Origin of the sequence: Ochrobactrum sp. C6C9, from assembly GCF_022627935.1 — a bacterium.
GTDB lineage: Bacteria > Pseudomonadota > Alphaproteobacteria > Rhizobiales > Rhizobiaceae > Brucella > Brucella teleogrylli.
In genome coordinates, this window is record NZ_JABXGB010000014.1 from 17,413 (window position 1) to 34,814 (window position 17,402).

Below are 17,402 nucleotides of genomic sequence, written 5' to 3' on the forward strand. Positions count from 1 at the left end.
GATCGCAGCTCTTTCAAGCATTATAAATAGTATAGCCAATTTTATTGCTAGCAATTTAAAAATATGTTGCCTCGATGTACATACTCTCCAATCCATATTAAAAACAATGCGAATTTTTTATTGATTACTTTGAGGAAATATCAAAATTTCGAAAGTCCCCCTTTGCGCGATTTTGTTGTTTTTTCCGTTCAGCGCGGGCTGTGTTGCAGTTGGGCCGGATTATCGCGCCCCTGTCATCAATACGCCCCCCGCGTGGAACAGTAAGGCCAGCACCGTTGCTCCCAATCTCGCAGACTGGTGGAAAAACCTGCGCGATCCAATTCTGGACCAGCTCATTGCTGACGGCATTGAGGGCAGTCCTAACGTTGCGATAGCAAAAGCAAAAGTACGCCAGGCGCGCGCCAGCTACGCGTCGGCGGGTGGCACACTTTATCCGTCCGTGGATGGAAAAGGCAGTTTCACGCGTTCTGGTGGTGGTGGCAGCGCCGCCACTAGCACGTCGAGTTTCGGGTTAGATCCTGCATGGGATATCGATTTGTTCGGCGCGAACCGGCGCGGTGTCGAAGCGGCGTATTACGCAAAAGAGTCGGCGAGCGAACAGTTGCGTGCGGCGCTCGTCAGTCTGATCGGTGATATCGCAACCAATTATGTCCAGTTGCGCGGCGCGCAGGCGCAGATCGCAATCGCCGGGCGCAATGCTGCTTCACAGCGCCGAACTGTTGCCCTCACCCGCACGCAACTGGAAGCCGGCAACATATCACAGGTTGATCTGCTGAGCGCACAAACGCAGGCCGATACCACAGAGGCCGAAATTCCTTCACTGCGCATCAGCTATGCCAGTTCTCTGAACAAGCTATCCACGCTGACGGGGCGTTCGTCGCTTGCGCTGGCCGCGATATTGGACAAGCCCCGGCCCTTGCCTTCCGCACCGCGCAGAATAGCTGCCGGATTACCTGCAAATCTCTTACTAAGCCGCCCCGACATCCGCGCTGCAGAACGAGATTATGCTGCCGCAACAGCCAAGATTGGCCAGAGTCAGGCGACACTTTATCCAAGCGTCTCCCTTATTGGCAAAATCGATACCGGCGGTGCAAACTTTGGCGATCTTGCCCGTTTGTCGACCATAGGCTGGTCATTCGGTCCCAACCTCACGATACCTGTTTTCCAGGGCGGCAAGCTGCTTGCTGATGTTGATGCGGCCCGGGCAACGCGGGACGAGGCTTTCATCAAATACCGCCAAACTATTCTGGACAGTTTGAGCGAAGTGGAAAACGCCAGTGTCCAATTCAACCAGAACCGTCTGCGCATCGCTCAGCTCGAGAAGATTGTGGGTAACAACCGTAAGATCACTGCGTTGACGCTCGACCAGTTCAAGGCCGGATCCAAAAATTTCCTCGACGTCCTCAACGCCCAACGCAGTTTGCTCGATCAGGAAAACGCGTTGGCGCAAGCACGCGTGGAGATCATCACCAACTACGTCGCTTTGCAGAAGGCACTCGGCGGAGGTTGGAACGGTCGGATCGACATCGACAGATCTGAAGTCGTGGACGGCTATACTGGTCCGCATCTCATGAAACCTCCCATGGCGACCGCGCCTGATCATCCTGCGAGGCCGCAATGAATTCCGCCAACTCTGTATCGAAGCGACGTTTTCGCAAACGTTGGGGCGCGGCCCTCCTTGTCTTGATGCTGGCCGCTGGTCTGTCGTTCGAACAGTGGTCCGCTCACGAGCCGCTGCCCGAGATGACAACCGTAGAACGCGGTGACCTTGAAAGCTCTGTGGTTGCGTCGGGCACATTGCGCCCTAAAAATCTGGTTGCCATTGGCACTCAGGCCACGGGGCGGATACTTTCGCTCAAAGTGAAAACCGGACAGCATGTGAAACAGGGCGAAGTCGTCGCGCTCATCGATGCCGCGAGCCAGCAGAACGATCTGGACAAAGCCCAGGCAACACTGCGTCAGAACGAGGCCACTCGTCAGCAGAACCTCGCCGATCTGGAACTGGCGAAGCTGGATCTTGCCCGCAATCAGGCGATGATCGGAAAAAATGCTGTCGCGCGATCTGAATATGACAAAGCAGTAGCCGGATTGAAAAAGCAAAAAGCGGCCTTGGCCAATACGGAAGCCTTGATCGCGGCGTCGAAGGTTGAAGTCCGTATCGCGGAAACCAAGCTTGCCTACACTCGGATCACGGCTCCCATTGATGGCACCATACTTTCAACGGTGGCGCAGGAGGGCCAGAACGTCAACGCGCAGCAAACCGTCCCGACAATCGCGATCCTCGGTCAGCTCGACACGATGACGGTGGAAGCCGATATTTCGGAAGCGGATATTACGCAGGTGCACGATGGCCTGCCGATCTACTTCACCATTTCCGGAAGAAATTCAAAACGTTACGATGCAAAGCTCGAAACAATCGAGCCTGCGCCGGATTCCGTTGTGAGCGACAAGAGCTTCGGCACCAGCAACGGCCTGTCGGCTTCAAGCGGCGTGACGGCCTCTGCCGTTTATTACAAAGGCAAGTTCAGCATTCCCAACACCGATGGTCTGCTTCGCACCTATATGACGGCGGAGATCCATATCGTTCTGGCGAAGGTCAAAAATGTCCTGCTCGCTCCTGTGTCGGCGCTGAAACCGCTCGGTAATGACGACCCGGATAGTCCGGGTAAAGCAACCGTCCGCGTGCTGAATGCCTATGGAACGCTGGAGGAGCGCACCGTGGAAACCGGAATCACCGACAAGATCAACACGGAAATCCGCTCAGGCTTGCAGGAAGGTGACAAGATCGTCACCGACAATCAGGAAACCACTGTAACGACTGACGGTGCCTGACATGAGCGATATGCCGTTGATTTTGTTGAAGGCTGTTTCGCGCCATTACCCATCCGGCGACGGTTTCACCACGGTCCTGCGCGATATCGACCTCACCATCCAGTGCGGCGAGATGGTGGCGATTGTCGGTGCGTCCGGTTCTGGAAAATCCACGCTGATGAATATTCTGGGCTGTCTGGATCGTCCCTCGGAAGGGCAATATCTGATTTCAGGACGTTCAACGGCGAAACTGGAGCCGGATGAACTGGCTCAGCTGCGGCGGGAGCATTTTGGTTTTATCTTTCAGCGCTATCACCTGCTGAATGAGCTGGACGCAGTCGGCAATGTCGAAATACCCGCGATTTATGCGGGACAGGCGCGTGAAGCGCGGCGCGAACGCGCCCATGAAATCCTGCGGCGGCTTGGCATGAGCGGTCGGACGCACCACCGGCCCAACCAGCTTTCCGGCGGCCAGCAACAGCGTGTGTCGATAGCCCGCGCGCTCATCAACAACGCTGATGTCATACTCGCAGACGAACCGACCGGCGCGCTCGATAGCCGGAGCGGCGAAGAAGTACTCGGCATTCTTCAGGAACTGAACCGTGAAGGCCGCACGATCATCATTGTCACGCATGACAGGGCTGTCGCGGCGCGCGCAAACCGCATCATCGAAATCCACGACGGAGAAATCACAGCCGATACGCTGAAGGCTGTCGATTGCCGCAGCATTCGGACCAATGATCCCCTTGCTGCATCGGAGTCGGAAAAACATAATCTTTTCAGCGGTATGCGTGATCGCTTTAAAGAAGCCTTTGCGATGGCCTTGCGCTCCATGAACGCGCACCGCATGCGAACATTCCTCACCATGCTGGGGATCATTATCGGAACGGCCTCCGTCGTCTGCGTCACGGCACTAGGGCAAGGTTCACAACAGCGCATCCTCGAACAGATCAGCAGCCTCGGCACCAACACGCTCTATATCGGCCCCGGAACCGGCTATGGCGATCTGAAAGCGGCGCTTGTCACCACATTGAACGTTGACGACGCAAACGAACTGGCCAAGCTGCCCTATGTCGTCGCGGCAACACCTGAAAGTTCCACGATGGGAACGGTCCGCGTTGGCAACAAGGAAGTCAGCATCACGGTCAATGGTGTCAGCGAACGTTATTTTGCGACCCGTAAAAGCAAGCTGGTTGAGGGGCGTTTCTTCGACAAAAGAAGTCTCGATAATCTCGCGCAGGACGCGGTGATCGACACGAACACCAAAAAGGAATTGTTCCCCAACGAGCAGGGCACCGTGGTCGGCAGGGTCGTTTTTCTGAAACAGATTCCTGTACGGATCGTCGGAGTTACCAAAGCCGATGAACAAGGCATGTCCGGATCGAGCAAGTTGGAATTGTTTCTGCCCTATACAACTGTTCAGACGCGCATGACCGGCTCGCGCGCTTTGCAGTCGATAGCCGTTCGCATTCGCGACACTATGGACCCGGCGATCGCCGAAAAGATGGTGACGGCGTTTCTGCAAAGGCGTCATGGCAAAAAGGACTTTTTCATCTTCAACAGCGACACATTGCAGAAAACCATTCAGGCCACGACGGCAATGCTGGCCCTCCTTGTGGCGAGCATCGCGGGCATTTCGCTCTTTGTTGGGGGAATCGGCGTGATGAACATCATGCTGGTCGCAGTTTCGGAAAGAATCAACGAGATCGGCGTGCGCATGGCAGTTGGGGCGCGGCAAAGCGATATCCTGCAACAATTCCTCATCGAATCTATCTTGGTCTGTCTGATCGGCGGCATTGTCGGGGTGCTTGTCGCTGGCGGTTTCGGTCTGCTGTTCGCGCAGTTCAGCACAATGTTCAAACTGATCTACTCGCCGACATCCATTGTAGCGGCGCTGCTGTGTTCCAGCCTTATCGGAATCGGATTCGGTTTCATGCCCGCCCGCAATGCCTCCCGACTCGATCCCGTCGTAGCGCTTGCCCGTGACTGAGCCGCGCACCGGCAGCGTTTCGGGTAACGCGCTTTAAGGGAGTAATTTATATTCACAACCCATGCGGGTTTTCATATTTCTAATAAAATTCATTAACTTATAATACTTACTATTTGTTTTTGTTGACTATTCTTGTTCTTTGGAATGAATTTCCCCACAGAAAACCAGCTGTCAACCGCGGCGACCCTGTCAGAATTTTCTGGGCGACGGCGAATTTATGAAGGGGGTTGTTAACCTTCATTTTTTATTACTTGGGCTCATTCAGGCGACAGTATCTATGGTTCAGGTATCATGCGTAATTTGAGAGAAAATTTCCCCCATTCGAATGGAAATCATACAGAGAACGCCTCGGACCCGAAGCCCCAGCGTGGCCAGACGGAGGCGCGTAATCCGACAGATGACGGCGCCTGGAAAATCCATTTTTCTCTGGGCGAGAATGTCCGTTTCACCCGCACGCCGGAAGTGGAACTGATGCGTCGTCGCGGCGAGGACCTGCCGGATGTCAACGCTCGCCCGCAGGTTCAGCCTGTTGCGGAAGCGCAGGAAGCCGTTGTTGAAAAAGCAGCCGAAGTCCAACCAATGGCGGTCGCCGCATTGCAGCAGAGCGTTTCGCTCGGCATGGTGCAACCGCCCGTCGTACCCGTTCCGCCTGCCCTGCCGGTCATGCCAGCTGCCGTCGCGGCACCTGTCGTTCAGGCGATACCAGAACCTGTGGTAGCGCAGGCTCCTATCGCGCCCGCAACTGACATCACAACGTCTGCCTTCGCCTATATTTCCGACTTCGCCTTCTGGGAAGGATGCGATGTTGAGGCAAGCCTTGCGCCGACCGTGCCGCTTGTTGCTGCGGTACCCGCCGCTCCCAAAAAGCCAGCGCCGACTGTTGAATCCATTCTGGCACAGTTCCGCATTCGTGAATGGAACAGCCAGCCGGAAGAAACGCCGGTTGCGGCAGTTGTTGCTGAACCACAGCCAGTAACAGAAGTTCCGACTCCTGAACCCATTGTAGCGTCAGAACCTGTCGCCGTGGCTCCAGTCATTGCTCTGGTTGCAAAGGCAAAGGCAATCGCTCCGAAGAAGGTCGAAGCTGCACCGCAGATTGCGGAAGTTGCCGAGGTTTCAGGTGAAGCGACCGAAGACGATGTGGTGCTTGCCGTCGCAGAAGCCGAAGAGCACAGCGTTGAAGAAATCGAAGCGCCTGCACCAGTCGCAGCTACGCCTGCTCCGGCAAAGGCTGCGCCGTCGATTGCCCTCTATCAGCCGCAACCCCTCCCCCGCGCGGAAGCCCCGGTCATTCACGGCGAGTACGAATTCCCGCCACGCGAGTTGCTGCAAATGCCGCCCGCACTGGATGGCAATGTCATCACGCAGGAAATGCTGGAACGCAGCGCAGGTCTGCTGGAAAGCGTGCTGGAAGATTTCGGCGTGCGCGGCGAGATCATCCATGTCCGTCCCGGTCCGGTGGTCACGCTCTATGAATTCGAGCCTGCTCCGGGTGTGAAGTCCTCGCGTGTCATCGGCCTCGCTGACGATATCGCCCGCTCCATGTCGGCGCTCTCCGCCCGCGTGGCTGTGGTTCCGGGTCGCAACGTCATCGGCATCGAATTGCCGAATGCCAATCGCGAAACCGTCTATCTGCGCGAGATGATCGACTCCCGCACCTTCGAAGCATCGAATTACCGCCTGCCGCTTTGCCTTGGCAAAGGCATTGGTGGCGAGCCGATCATTGCTGAACTCGCCAAGATGCCTCACCTGCTGGTCGCCGGCACCACGGGCTCGGGCAAGTCGGTTGCTATCAACACCATGATCCTGTCGTTGCTCTATCGGTTCAAGCCGGAAGAATGCCGCCTGATCATGGTCGATCCGAAGATGCTGGAACTGTCGATCTATGATGGCATTCCGCACCTGCTCACCCCCGTCGTGACCGACCCGAAAAAGGCCGTTGTTGCCCTGAAATGGGCCGTGCGCGAGATGGAAGAGCGCTATCGCAAGATGGCCCGCCTCGGCGTCCGCAATATCGAGGGTTTCAACGCCCGTGCGGCTTCGGCCAAGGGCAAGGGCGAAACCGTCATGTGCACCGTGCAGGCTGGTTTCGACAAGGAAACCGGCGAGCCGACCTATATTCAGGAAGAACTCGACCTGACGCCCATGCCGTATATCGTGGTCATCATCGATGAAATGGCCGACCTGATGATGGTTGCGGGCAAGGATATCGAAGGCGCGGTGCAGCGTCTGGCGCAGATGGCCCGTGCCGCTGGTATTCACCTGATCATGGCGACCCAGCGTCCAAGCGTTGATGTCATCACTGGCACGATCAAGGCCAACTTCCCGACCCGTATTTCCTTCCAGGTTACGTCGAAAATCGACAGCCGCACCATTCTCGGTGAAATGGGCGCCGAACAGCTTCTCGGCCAGGGCGACATGCTGCATATGGCCGGTGGCGGTCGTATCGTCCGCGTCCATGGACCGTTCGTTTCGGACGAGGAAGTGGAACAGGTCGTCAATCATCTGAAGGAACAGGGTCGCCCGGATTATCTGGCAACCGTGACGGAAGATGAGGACGCCGAAGAAGAAACCGCCGATGCGGCTGTCTTCGACGCGACGTCGATGGGGTCCGAAGACGGCGACGACGTCTATGATCAGGCGGTCAAAGTGGTGCTGCGCGACAAGAAGTGCTCAACCTCCTACATCCAGCGCCGTCTCGGCATTGGCTACAACCGTGCAGCCTCGCTCGTCGAGCGCATGGAAAAGGAAGGTCTGGTCGGACCTGCGAACCATGTCGGCAAGCGCGAGATTCTCACGGGCAATCGCGACTGATTTAATCGATATAATCACTTTAAAAGGCCGGTTTGCGAAAGCGAATCGGCCTTTTCTCATCCAATCTCAAGCGCTTGCGCGATGTTGCAAGAATGCCCTTGTCAATATGTAAATTATGATTAATACTTTGGATATTCGTACATTCTTGATGACCGGCCGGGGTAGCCCGGATGCTACTCTGTGCCCAAAAAAACAGGGAGAATGGTTGATGAAAAGCATAATCATTGGGCCTACCGACAAGGATCGTACAGTTACGCAGCAGATACTGCATCGCATTCATGAGCAGATGCCAAAGCCGTCTGAAGACAAGACGCAGGTTTGCAATGTTTTGCGCCGTTCGAAGGGCGGTTATTCGCACCGGCGGCACAAGGTTCACAAGCTTGCCTGATTTTGCCCCATGAATTGAATATTATGTCGGTTCGTTATCAGCGCCACATGCCATTCTCGGCCTGCTGGCGCTGTTATTTTATCCGCTCCAAACTATCTAAATCCGCATGGCTGGTTTATGAGGGAGCATTGCTCCAGTTTCAGTAAATTCAGGAATGTGCGATGACGACCGAAGCCGATGGAAACGACGTGAAAAAGAAATCCGGTTTCTTTCTCGGTTTTATGGCCGTTTTGGCTGGCCTGTTTTTCCTGCTTTTTATGGGTCTTGGCGTCTGGCAGATCGAACGTTTGCAATGGAAACTCGATCTGATCTCGCGCGTGGATGCTCGCGTCCACGCCGAGCCCGTTGCTGCGCCGGGCAAAGATGACTGGGCCAATGTCAATCAGAAGGACGATGAATATCGTCATGTCACCATCACCGGCACTTATCTGAACGATAAGGAAGTGCTTGTGCGTGCGTTGACCGAACGCGGCGCCGGCTATTGGATACTCACGCCGTTGCGCACTGCTGATGGATCACTGACCTATATCAATCGCGGCTTTGTGCCGGGCGACAAGCGTGATCTGTCAACCCGCCCGGAAACGCAGATTGCCGGTGAAACGACCGTGACCGGACTTCTGCGCATGCCGGAGCCGGATGGGTTCTTCCTGCGGCCCAACGATCCAGAGAAGAACAGCTGGAACTCTCGCGATGTTGCGGCTTTCGCCGCGAAAGAGAAACTTGGCACCGTCGCACCCTATTTCATCGATGTGGACGCCAAGTCCAATCCGGGCAACCAGCCGATCGGCGGGTTGACGGTTGTATCCTTCCGAAACAGCCATCTGTCCTATGCAATCACCTGGTTTGCGCTCGCAGCCATGGTCGCCGGGGCTGCGGTGTTCGTCTGGCGTTACGAGCGCAAATCCAGAGCTTAAACATGCAATGCGTGGCCAAGCGCCTTCATGCTGGCCTCGGCAAAGCCTTCGCCCAAGGTCGGATGTGCATGGATTGTCCCAGCAATATCTTCAAGGCGCGCGCCCATTTCAACGGCTTGCGCAAAGGCAGACGACAGTTCAGAAATACCGACACCGACCGCCTGAATCCCCAGAATGACGTGATTGTCTGCCCGCGCCACCACGCGGATAAAACCGTCTTCCCTCTCAACCGTCATGGCGCGGCCATTTGCCTGAAACGGAAAAATACCGATCTGCGTATTGTGGCCTGCCTTGCGCGCCTCATCGGGCAGCAGTCCCACCGTTACGATTTCCGGGTCGGTGAAGCAGACGGCGGGGATGCAGCGCTTGTCCCAGGCCTGCTTGCCGCCCGCGATGATCTCGGCAACCATTTCGCCCTGCGCCATGGCGCGATGCGCCAGCATCGGCTCTCCCGTGACATCGCCAATTGCGTAAACGCCGCGCATCGACGTGCGGCAGCGATCATCAATGCGGATGAAACGCCCATCCATATCGAGCCGGATTTCGCTCAGACCCCAGCCGTCAGTCTGCGGCTTGCGCCCGACCGTCACCAGCACCTTGTCGGCCTCGATGCGTTTCGCTGAACCGTCAGCCGCCAACACTTCCAGCGCCTTGCCGTCGGCGGTCAGTCCCTTGGCCGATGTGCTGGTCAACACCTCCACGCCAAGCGCTTTCAATCGTGCCATGACGGGACGCGTCAGTTCGGCATCATATTGCGGCAGGATGCGGTCGGTGGCTTCCACCACGGTGACTTTGGAACCCAGCTTGGCGTAAGCCGTGCCGATTTCGAGCCCGATATAACCACCGCCCACAACAGCTAACTTCTCCGGTATCGCTCCCAGAGACAGGGCTTCCGTGGACGAAATGATATTGCCACCGAAGGGCAGCGCCTCGATTTCAACCGGCACGGAGCCGGTGGCAATCACGATATTTTCCGCATGAATGGTCTGGCGGCCCGTATCGGTGTCAACCAGCACGGTCTTGCCGTCCATGAACCGCGCCTGCCCCTGAAACATGCGCACGCGCGACCGTTTCAACAGCCCTGCGACGCCGCTATTCAGCCGATTGACGATGCCGTCCTTCCATTCAAGCGTTTTGCCAAAATCGATAGCCGGATTTTGCGCGGTAATACCGAGTGCGCCTTTCGATGCGAAATGCGTCACGCGGTGGAATTCATCCGCCGCATGGATCAGCGCTTTCGACGGAATACAGCCGACATTGAGGCAGGTGCCGCCGAGGCGCTTTCGCTCGACCAGCACGGTGTCGATGCCGAGTTGCCCTGCCCGGATGCCACAGACATAGCCGCCGGGACCGCCACCGATGATCAGAAGTTTGCAGTTAATCTCACTCATAAGTTCAGCCTTCCACAAAGATCATCGCAGGCGTTTCGATGAGGCTTTTCAGCTTCTGCACAAAGACAGCCGCATCCCATCCATCGATCACCCGATGATCGAAGCTGCATGAAAGGTTCATCATCTTGCGCGGCACGAACTGGGTTCCGTCCCACATTGGACGCACGGCAATCTTGTTGACGCCGACAATCGCGACTTCCGGTCGATTGATGATCGGTGTCGTGGCAATCGCCCCGAGCGGTCCAAGCGACGTGATGGTGATGGTGGAGCCGCTCAGTTCTTCCCGCTTTGCCGTGCCGTTGCGGGCGGCGTCGGTCACACGCGATAGCTCGGAAGCTGCTGCGAAAACGGTCATGCTCTCGGCATGACGCACCACGGGGACGATCAGGCCATTTGGTGTCTGTGTGGCAATGCCCACATGCACACCGCCAAACTGGCGGATAATATCGGCTTCATCATCGAAATGCGCATTGAGACCCGGCTGTTCTTTCGCCGCCTTGACGATGGCGCGGATGACGAATGGCAACAACGTCAGGCGCGGACGCCCTTCCTTCTTCTCATTGTTGAGACTGGTGCGTAGCTCTTCAAGCTGCGTGACATCGACTTCCTCAACAATGGTAATATGGGGAATATGGCGTTTTGCATCCGCCATTCGTTCGGCGATCTTGCGCCGAAGCCCGATCACTTTGATTTCGTTAACGGATGTATCGGCGGCATAGCCGGACAAGGCCGTTGCAGCCCCGCTTTCGGCCTCAAAAAACGCGTCCAGATCTTCATGCGTGATGCGGCCCGCAGGGCCGGTTCCGCGAACACGTCGTAGATCGACACCCGCGTCGCGCGCGCGCAACCGGACCGATGGCGTGGCCAGAGGCTTTTCGCCTTCTGCCCGGACAGGGCCAGCGCCCGCAAAAGTGCGGCTCGGGGTTTCACGCTTTGGTGCTGCCGGCTTTGGCGGAACGGGCGTCTGCAACAAGACCGGCACTTCCGGATTCTGCGGCTTTGGCGTTTCAGCCTCTATCGGACTATGCGCTGGCTCTTCCGCCTTCGGTTCCGCGCTTGCACCGGAAGCACCTTCGATTTCAAGCCGCACCAGTTCAGAACCGACGGCGATCTTTTCCCCCACTTCGCCATTGATCGCGATGACTTTGCCAGCGCGTGATGACGGGATTTCCACCGTCGCCTTGTCAGTCATGACAGCGGCCAGAAGATCATCCTCACGAATGATATCGCCAACCTTCACATGCCATTCGACAAGTTCTGCCTCGGCAACGCCTTCGCCAACATCGGGGAGTTTGATTGTAAAATGAGCCATGGTCTCTCCCCTCACGCTTCCATGATAGACACAAGTGCGCGACCGACACGATCAGGACCGGGGAAATATGCCCATTCCTGCGCATGCGGATAAGGCGTGTCCCAACCGGTCACGCGAATGACAGGCGCTTCGAGGTGATAGAAGCAATCGCGTTGCACGAGTGCCGCGAGTTCGGCGCCATAGCCACAGGTCAGCGTTGCTTCATGCACGATGACGCAACGGCCCGTCTTGCGCACCGATGCCATGATCGTCTCCGTATCGAGCGGCAGAAGCGTGCGCAGATCGATGATTTCGGCATCGACGCCGGTTTCCTCGGCGGCGGCCAGCGCCACATGCACCATGGTGCCATAGGCCAGCACCGTAACCGCGCTGCCCTCGCGGCGAATGGCGGCCTTGCCGAGTGGAACCGTATAATAACCTTCCGGCACTTCGCCCAGATCGTGCTTCTTCCACGACGTCACCGGCTTGTCGTGATGGCCGTCGAAGGGGCCGTTATAAAGCCGTTTCGGCTCGAACATGATCACCGGATCGGGATCTTCAATGGCTGCAAGCAGCAGGCCTTTGGCGTCGGCTGGTGTGGACGGCATGACCGTCTTCAAGCCCGACACATGGGTGAAAAGCGCTTCCGGGCTTTGGCTGTGGGTTTGCCCGCCATAAATACCGCCACCGGATGGCATGCGGATCACGATGGGGCATGTGAACTCGCCCGCCGAGCGATAGCGCAGACGGGCGGCTTCGGAAACAATCTGGTCATAGGCCGGATAGACATAATCCGCGAACTGCACCTCGATGCATGGGCGCAAGCCGTAAGCCGCCATGCCAATTGCCGTGCCGACAATACCAAGCTCGCTGATCGGCGCATCGAAACAGCGCTCCTTGCCGTATTTCTTCTGCAAACCGGCGGTGCAGCGAAACACGCCGCCGAAATAGCCGACATCCTCACCGAACACGACCACGTTCTTGTCGCGCTCCATGGCAATGTCGTGGGCATTTTGGATCGCCTCGATCATTGTCATTCTGGGCATAGTCATCTTGGTCATTGATCAGAACCCCGCTTCCTGACGCTGGCGAACAAGATGCGGCGGCGTTTCTGCGTAAACATCCTCGAACATGTCGCGCATGGACGGTTTGCGCCCGTCATGCAGGGTGCCAATGGCTTCCGCCTCGCGCTGCGCGCTGACGACAAGGTCCATCACTTCCGCTTCCGCCTGCTTGTGGCGGTCTTCCGACCAGACGCCGCGCAAGATCAGATAGTTCTTCAGTCGCAAGATCGGATCGCCAAGCGGCCATGCATCGCTTTCCGCCTTGGGGCGATAAGCGGACGGGTCGTCCGAAGTGGAATGGCCGCCAGCGCGATAGGTCACATATTCAATGATCGTTGGGCCAAGATTGCGCCGCGCGCGCTCGACCGCCCATTTGGCAACAGCGTGAACGGCCAGATAGTCATTGCCGTCAACGCGCAGCGCCGGAATGCCGAAACCATGCCCGCGCGCCGCGAAAGTACCGGAGCCACCGCGTGCAATCCCCTGAAATGTCGAAATCGCCCACTGGTTGTTGACGATGTTCATCACCACAGGCGCCTTGTAGGTCGAGGCGAACACAAGGGCTGCGTGAAAGTCGCTTTCAGCCGTCGAGCCGTCGCCGATCCATGCGGCGGCAATTTTGGTGTCGTGGCTGATTGCCGAGGCCATCGCCCAGCCGACAGCCTGCGTATATTGCGTCGCGAGATTGCCGGAAATGGTGAAGAAGCCGTGTTCCTTGGAGGAATACATCACCGGAAGCTGGCGGCCCTTCAGCGGGTCCTGCTCGTTGGAGAAAATCTGGTTCATCATGGTGACGAGCGGATAATCATCAGCAATCAGAAGTCCGGCCTGCCGATAGGTGGGGAAATTCATGTCGCCCTTGCGCAGCGCCTTGCGAAAGGCGCAGCTGACTGCCTCCTCGCCCAGATGCTGCATGTAGAACGACGTCTTGCCCTGACGTTGCGCCATCATCATACGCGCATCATAGGCACGCAGGATCATCATGTGGCGCAGACCGTCTTTCAGCTCGTCATCGGTGAGCGTCCCGGCCCACGGACCAACCGCCTCGCCTTCGCGATTGAGCACGCGAATGATGCTGAAAGCCAGATCGCGCATCGCTTCCGGCTTTTCGTCTATTTCCGGTCTTCTGACACTGCCAGCACGAGGAATTTTGACATGGGAGAAATCCGGCGCATCGCCGGGCCGCCATTCCGGTTCGGGAACATGCAGGGATAGTACGACATCGTCGCTCATGCGGGCATACCTCGCAATGGGCCAAGAACTGGCCTCGCAAAACTGGCACTGAATGTCGAACGGGTGGAATTCTGTTTGGGTCCGGCGAACAGGCTTCTTCAAAACCCGGTTTCCGGGTGGCCTTTCAAACACAGATTGACCGCATTCCTCCCATGCGACGTGAAGCCGGTTTTCCTCCTCCGATTTCACTGTCATTCAGGGTGATACGGGTTACAAAATAAAGCAAGATTATTTTCATGGCCTCGAGAGGTGATCCTGAAGTTTAGTTCTCCTACCTGAAAATGCATCGCTTCATGAGGTCAATGAAATAAGTGTATTTCCATGTTTTATATAGGATTTGATATGGAATGTTTCGGCGGTCATGCGCGCAATTTTCTTACGCAGCATTGACGAATGCGTCAGTACCATCTGGTACTCTATCGAGCGATATCCGCTTCATCCGATAGTGCCTGAGGCACTTTGTCCACCGCGTCGCGATGATAAAACTCACAGAAAATGCGATCCGGGAACCTGATTCTCGCGGGCACAAAAAACCGCGCTTGAAACAAGCGCGGTTCAATTTCATCGAATGTCGAATGGTTTAGCGGACAGCCTTGCCGTCATCGTCAAAGCGATGCGTCTTGTCCGCTTCCGGCGACACGAAGATGATGTCATCTTCCGTATAATGGTGTTCACCAAACAGGCGAACGGTGATGAGTCCCGCCGCTTCGGTTTCCACATAAAGAATGGTATCCGCACCAAGATGTTCGGCGTGAATGACCTTGCCCTTCCATTTGCCGCTTTCGCGGCTGACGCCGAGATGTTCCGGACGGATGCCGATGGTCTTCGCGCCCGTTTCACCGATACGGCCCGCTTCGACGAAATTCATCTGCGGCGACCCGATGAAGCCTGCCACGAACAGATTGTCAGGCTTGTTATAAAGCTCCATCGGCGAGCCGATCTGTTCAATCCGACCCGCATTCAGCACCACGATGCGGTCAGCAAGCGTCATCGCCTCGACCTGATCGTGGGTGACATAGATCATCGTCGCCTTCAACTCACGATGCAGCTTGGCAATTTCGAGACGCGTTTGCACGCGCAACGCGGCATCGAGATTGGATAAAGGCTCGTCAAACAGGAACAGTTCCGGGTCACGCACGAGCGCGCGACCGATAGCGACGCGCTGGCGCTGGCCGCCCGACAGTTCCGCCGGACGTCGTGCCAGATAGGGATCAAGCGACAGCATGGATGAAGCGCGCGTAACGCGGCTTTCAATCTGCTCCTTCGGCGCGCCGGACTGTTTCAGGCCAAGGCCCATATTGTCCTTCACCGTCAGATGCGGATAAAGCGCATAAGACTGGAACACCATCGCGATGCCGCGCTTGGAAGGCGGGATGACGGTCACGTCCTTGTCGTTGATCAGCACCTGACCCGACGAAACATCTTCAAGGCCGGCAATCGAGCGCAAAAGCGTCGATTTTCCGCAGCCGGAAGGACCGACGAAAATGATGAACTCGCCGTCGCGCACTTCCAGATTGATATCTTTCAGAACAGCCTGCGCACCGTAGCTCTTATGTACCGATTTGAGGAGAAGCGATCCCACGAAGCAATTCCTTATAGTTTGACAGGCTGGCCGAGACGCACGCTTTCGTCAGCGGCGAGACAGATGCGCAGCGATTGCAGCGCGTCATCCATATGGCGGTTGAGATCGATATCCTCGCGAATGGCCTTCAGCATGTAAGCCTGCTCGCGTTCGCACAATTCCTGATGGCCCGGCTCGTCGGACATGGAAAGATCCGTATCGGGTTTGAGGAATTTGCCGTCCGCCCCGCGTTCGGCACGATGGATGCGGATGGTCGAGGTTTTTGTGTGTGCATCCACATCGTCGGACTTGGTGACGGCCTCGTTCATGACGATGGAGACGCAGCCATTCGGCGATATGACATCCTTCACGAAGAAGGCCGTTTCCGACATCATCGGCCCCCAGCCCGCCTCGTACCAGCCAATCGTGCCGTCATCGAACAACACCTGAAGATGACCGTAATTATACATGTCCGGCTTGATTTCATCGGAAAGGCGCAGGCCCATGCCGCGCACTTCCACCGGCTTGGCATCGGTGATCTGGCACATGACATCCACATAATGCACACCGCAATCGACAATCGGCGATGTGGTGTTCATCAGGTTCTTGTGCGTTTCCCAGGTCGCGCCGCTCGACTGCTGGTTGAGGTTCATACGGAAGACATAAGGACCGCCAAGCTGGCGTGCTTCGGAGATCAGCCGCATCCAGGACGGATGATGGCGCAGAATATAACCGATGACGAGCTTGCGTCCGTTGGCCCGCGCGCAGTCGATGACGCGGCGTGCATCTTCCACCGTCGTCGCCAGCGGCTTTTCGACAAAGACATGCGCGCCCTGCTCCATCGCGGCCACAGCGTAATCCGCATGGCTTTCCGAATAGGTGGCAATGCAGGCCATGTCCGGCTTCAACTCGGCCAATGCCTCGTGAAACGACGGATGAATTTCATAACCGGCAAGTTCATCCGGAACCGCAACTTTGGTGCGATTCACAAGACCGACGATCTCGAAGCCCGGATTGCGGTGATAGGCCAGCGCATGGCTGCGGCCCATATTGCCGAGACCGGCGGACAGGACGCGGACCGGGGCCTGTTGGGTTGATGAACTCATTTAACAGCTCCGGCAGTAATGCCGCGGATCAATTGCCGCGAGAAGAGGACGTAGAGGACGAGGATCGGGAACATTGCCAGCGACAGCGCCGCCAGAACCGCGTTCCAGTTGGTGACGAACTGGCCGATGAAAAGCTGCGAGCCGAGCGTGACCGTCTTGGTGGCTTCGCCGGGCGCAAGGATCAGCGGGAACCAGAGGTCGTTCCAGATCGGAATCATGGTGAAGACGGCGACCGTCGCCATGGCAGGCCGGATCAGCGGCAGCACCAGCTTGAAGAAGATCGCATATTCCGACATGCCGTCTATTCGCCCGGCATTTTTCAGATCGTCGGACACAGTTCGCATGAATTCGGACAGGATGAAGATGGCAAGCGGCAAGCCTTGAGCCGTATAGACGAGGATCAGCGAGGTCAGGCTGTTGACAAGCCCCACCGCGACCATGCCCTGCAACAATGCAACCGTACCGAGCCGGATCGGGATCATGATGCCGATGGCCAGATAAAGCCCCATTAGCGTGTTGCCCTTGAACCGATATTCCGACAGGGCAAAGGCAGCCATGGCGCCAAACAGGATGACGAAGAAGATGCTCGCCACCGTGACAATGGTGCTGTTCTGGAAATAGGTCAGGAACGAGCCCTGTTTCAGAACCGTTTCATAGCCGATCAGGCTAAAGCTTTCCGGTGTCGGAAACTGCAGCGGCGTGCGAAAAATCGCGTTGCGGTCCTTGAAGGAATTGATCAACGTCAGCGCCACCGGAAAGACGGCGACAAGCATATAGATGATCAATGCCGCATGAACGAACGTTGTGCGAAGGGGCGAAGTGCGTGCTTTCGACATGAT

13 protein-coding genes are annotated in these 17,402 nt (G+C 56.8%); 6 read left to right on the top strand and 7 right to left on the bottom strand.

Translation table 11 applies throughout. From position 1 onward, the window contains the following. The first annotated feature begins 175 nt into the window (after nucleotides 1-175). The 6 genes from HWD97_RS12980 (at nucleotide 176) to HWD97_RS13005 (ending at nucleotide 8,917) form a co-directional block, all read left to right on the top strand. Complete coding sequence (locus HWD97_RS12980; protein ID WP_235858991.1) at nucleotides 176-1,621, top strand: efflux transporter outer membrane subunit; 1,446 nt, start codon at nucleotides 176-178, stop codon at nucleotides 1,619-1,621. Next, nucleotides 1,618-2,832: an efflux RND transporter periplasmic adaptor subunit gene (locus tag HWD97_RS12985; protein ID WP_109367398.1), complete on the top strand. Its 1,215-nt coding sequence runs from the start codon at nucleotides 1,618-1,620 to the stop codon at nucleotides 2,830-2,832. The genes HWD97_RS12980 and HWD97_RS12985 overlap by 4 nt, the downstream gene beginning before the upstream one ends. Before the next feature lies 1 nt (nucleotide 2,833). After that, entirely contained in the window at nucleotides 2,834-4,801 is a 1,968-nt protein-coding gene (locus HWD97_RS12990; RefSeq protein WP_109367399.1) for a MacB family efflux pump subunit, read from the top strand. Nucleotides 4,802-5,092: 291 nt separating this feature from the next. Then, nucleotides 5,093-7,615, top strand: coding sequence for a DNA translocase FtsK (locus tag HWD97_RS12995; protein WP_121538838.1), 2,523 nt, complete (start codon nucleotides 5,093-5,095; stop codon nucleotides 7,613-7,615). Nucleotides 7,616-7,823: 208 nt separating this feature from the next. Next, nucleotides 7,824-8,003 (top strand): hypothetical protein, encoded by a 180-nt coding sequence (locus HWD97_RS13000; RefSeq protein WP_109367401.1) that lies wholly within the window; start codon nucleotides 7,824-7,826, stop codon nucleotides 8,001-8,003. Between the two features lie 221 nt (nucleotides 8,004-8,224). Beyond that, nucleotides 8,225-8,917, top strand: coding sequence for an SURF1 family protein (locus tag HWD97_RS13005; RefSeq protein ID WP_109367988.1), 693 nt, complete (start codon nucleotides 8,225-8,227; stop codon nucleotides 8,915-8,917). Here HWD97_RS13005 and lpdA read toward each other — a convergent pair. The 7 genes from lpdA to HWD97_RS13040 all read right to left on the bottom strand — a co-directional run bounded on the left by lpdA (nucleotide 8,914) and on the right by HWD97_RS13040 (nucleotide 17,399). Then, nucleotides 8,914-10,308 (bottom strand): dihydrolipoyl dehydrogenase, encoded by a 1,395-nt coding sequence (gene lpdA / locus HWD97_RS13010; RefSeq protein ID WP_109367402.1) that lies wholly within the window; start codon nucleotides 10,306-10,308, stop codon nucleotides 8,914-8,916. The two genes, HWD97_RS13005 and lpdA, sit on opposite strands and share 4 nt — an antisense overlap. A gap of 4 nt (nucleotides 10,309-10,312) precedes the next feature. Then, nucleotides 10,313-11,620 carry a dihydrolipoamide acetyltransferase family protein gene (locus HWD97_RS13015; protein WP_109367403.1) on the bottom strand — a complete coding sequence of 436 codons (1,308 nt, stop codon included), beginning with the start codon at nucleotides 11,618-11,620 and terminating at the stop codon, nucleotides 10,313-10,315. An 11-nt stretch (nucleotides 11,621-11,631) separates the two neighbouring features. Next, complete coding sequence (locus tag HWD97_RS13020; protein WP_109367989.1) at nucleotides 11,632-12,645, bottom strand: alpha-ketoacid dehydrogenase subunit beta; 1,014 nt, start codon at nucleotides 12,643-12,645, stop codon at nucleotides 11,632-11,634. Between the two features lie 18 nt (nucleotides 12,646-12,663). Next, a complete protein-coding gene (locus HWD97_RS13025; protein ID WP_109367404.1) occupies nucleotides 12,664-13,896 on the bottom strand; it encodes a 3-methyl-2-oxobutanoate dehydrogenase (2-methylpropanoyl-transferring) subunit alpha in 1,233 nt (410 codons plus the stop codon). A gap of 580 nt (nucleotides 13,897-14,476) precedes the next feature. Next, the gene (locus tag HWD97_RS13030; protein WP_109367405.1) at nucleotides 14,477-15,478 is read right to left on the bottom strand and encodes an ABC transporter ATP-binding protein; all 1,002 of its coding nucleotides are present in this window, start codon (nucleotides 15,476-15,478) and stop codon (nucleotides 14,477-14,479) included. Between the two features lie 11 nt (nucleotides 15,479-15,489). Beyond that, a complete protein-coding gene (locus HWD97_RS13035; RefSeq protein ID WP_109367406.1) occupies nucleotides 15,490-16,563 on the bottom strand; it encodes a Gfo/Idh/MocA family protein in 1,074 nt (357 codons plus the stop codon). Further along, a complete protein-coding gene (locus HWD97_RS13040; RefSeq protein WP_109367407.1) occupies nucleotides 16,560-17,399 on the bottom strand; it encodes a carbohydrate ABC transporter permease in 840 nt (279 codons plus the stop codon). The genes HWD97_RS13035 and HWD97_RS13040 overlap by 4 nt, the downstream gene beginning before the upstream one ends. Nucleotides 17,400-17,402 lie beyond the last annotated feature (3 nt).

Coding starts and splice junctions, on each gene's coding strand:
- HWD97_RS12985 (WP_109367398.1), top strand. CDS start 1,618: ATGAATTCCGCCAACTCTGTATCGAAGCGACGTTTTCGCAAACGTTGG.
- HWD97_RS12990 (WP_109367399.1), top strand. CDS start 2,834: ATGAGCGATATGCCGTTGATTTTGTTGAAGGCTGTTTCGCGCCATTAC.
- HWD97_RS12995 (WP_121538838.1), top strand. CDS start 5,093: ATGCGTAATTTGAGAGAAAATTTCCCCCATTCGAATGGAAATCATACA.
- HWD97_RS13000 (WP_109367401.1), top strand. CDS start 7,824: ATGAAAAGCATAATCATTGGGCCTACCGACAAGGATCGTACAGTTACG.
- HWD97_RS13005 (WP_109367988.1), top strand. CDS start 8,225: ATGGCCGTTTTGGCTGGCCTGTTTTTCCTGCTTTTTATGGGTCTTGGC.
- lpdA (WP_109367402.1), bottom strand. CDS start 10,308: ATGAGTGAGATTAACTGCAAACTTCTGATCATCGGTGGCGGTCCCGGC.
- HWD97_RS13015 (WP_109367403.1), bottom strand. CDS start 11,620: ATGGCTCATTTTACAATCAAACTCCCCGATGTTGGCGAAGGCGTTGCC.
- HWD97_RS13020 (WP_109367989.1), bottom strand. CDS start 12,645: ATGCCCAGAATGACAATGATCGAGGCGATCCAAAATGCCCACGACATT.
- HWD97_RS13025 (WP_109367404.1), bottom strand. CDS start 13,896: ATGAGCGACGATGTCGTACTATCCCTGCATGTTCCCGAACCGGAATGG.
- HWD97_RS13035 (WP_109367406.1), bottom strand. CDS start 16,563: ATGAGTTCATCAACCCAACAGGCCCCGGTCCGCGTCCTGTCCGCCGGT.
- HWD97_RS13040 (WP_109367407.1), bottom strand. CDS start 17,399: ATGTCGAAAGCACGCACTTCGCCCCTTCGCACAACGTTCGTTCATGCG.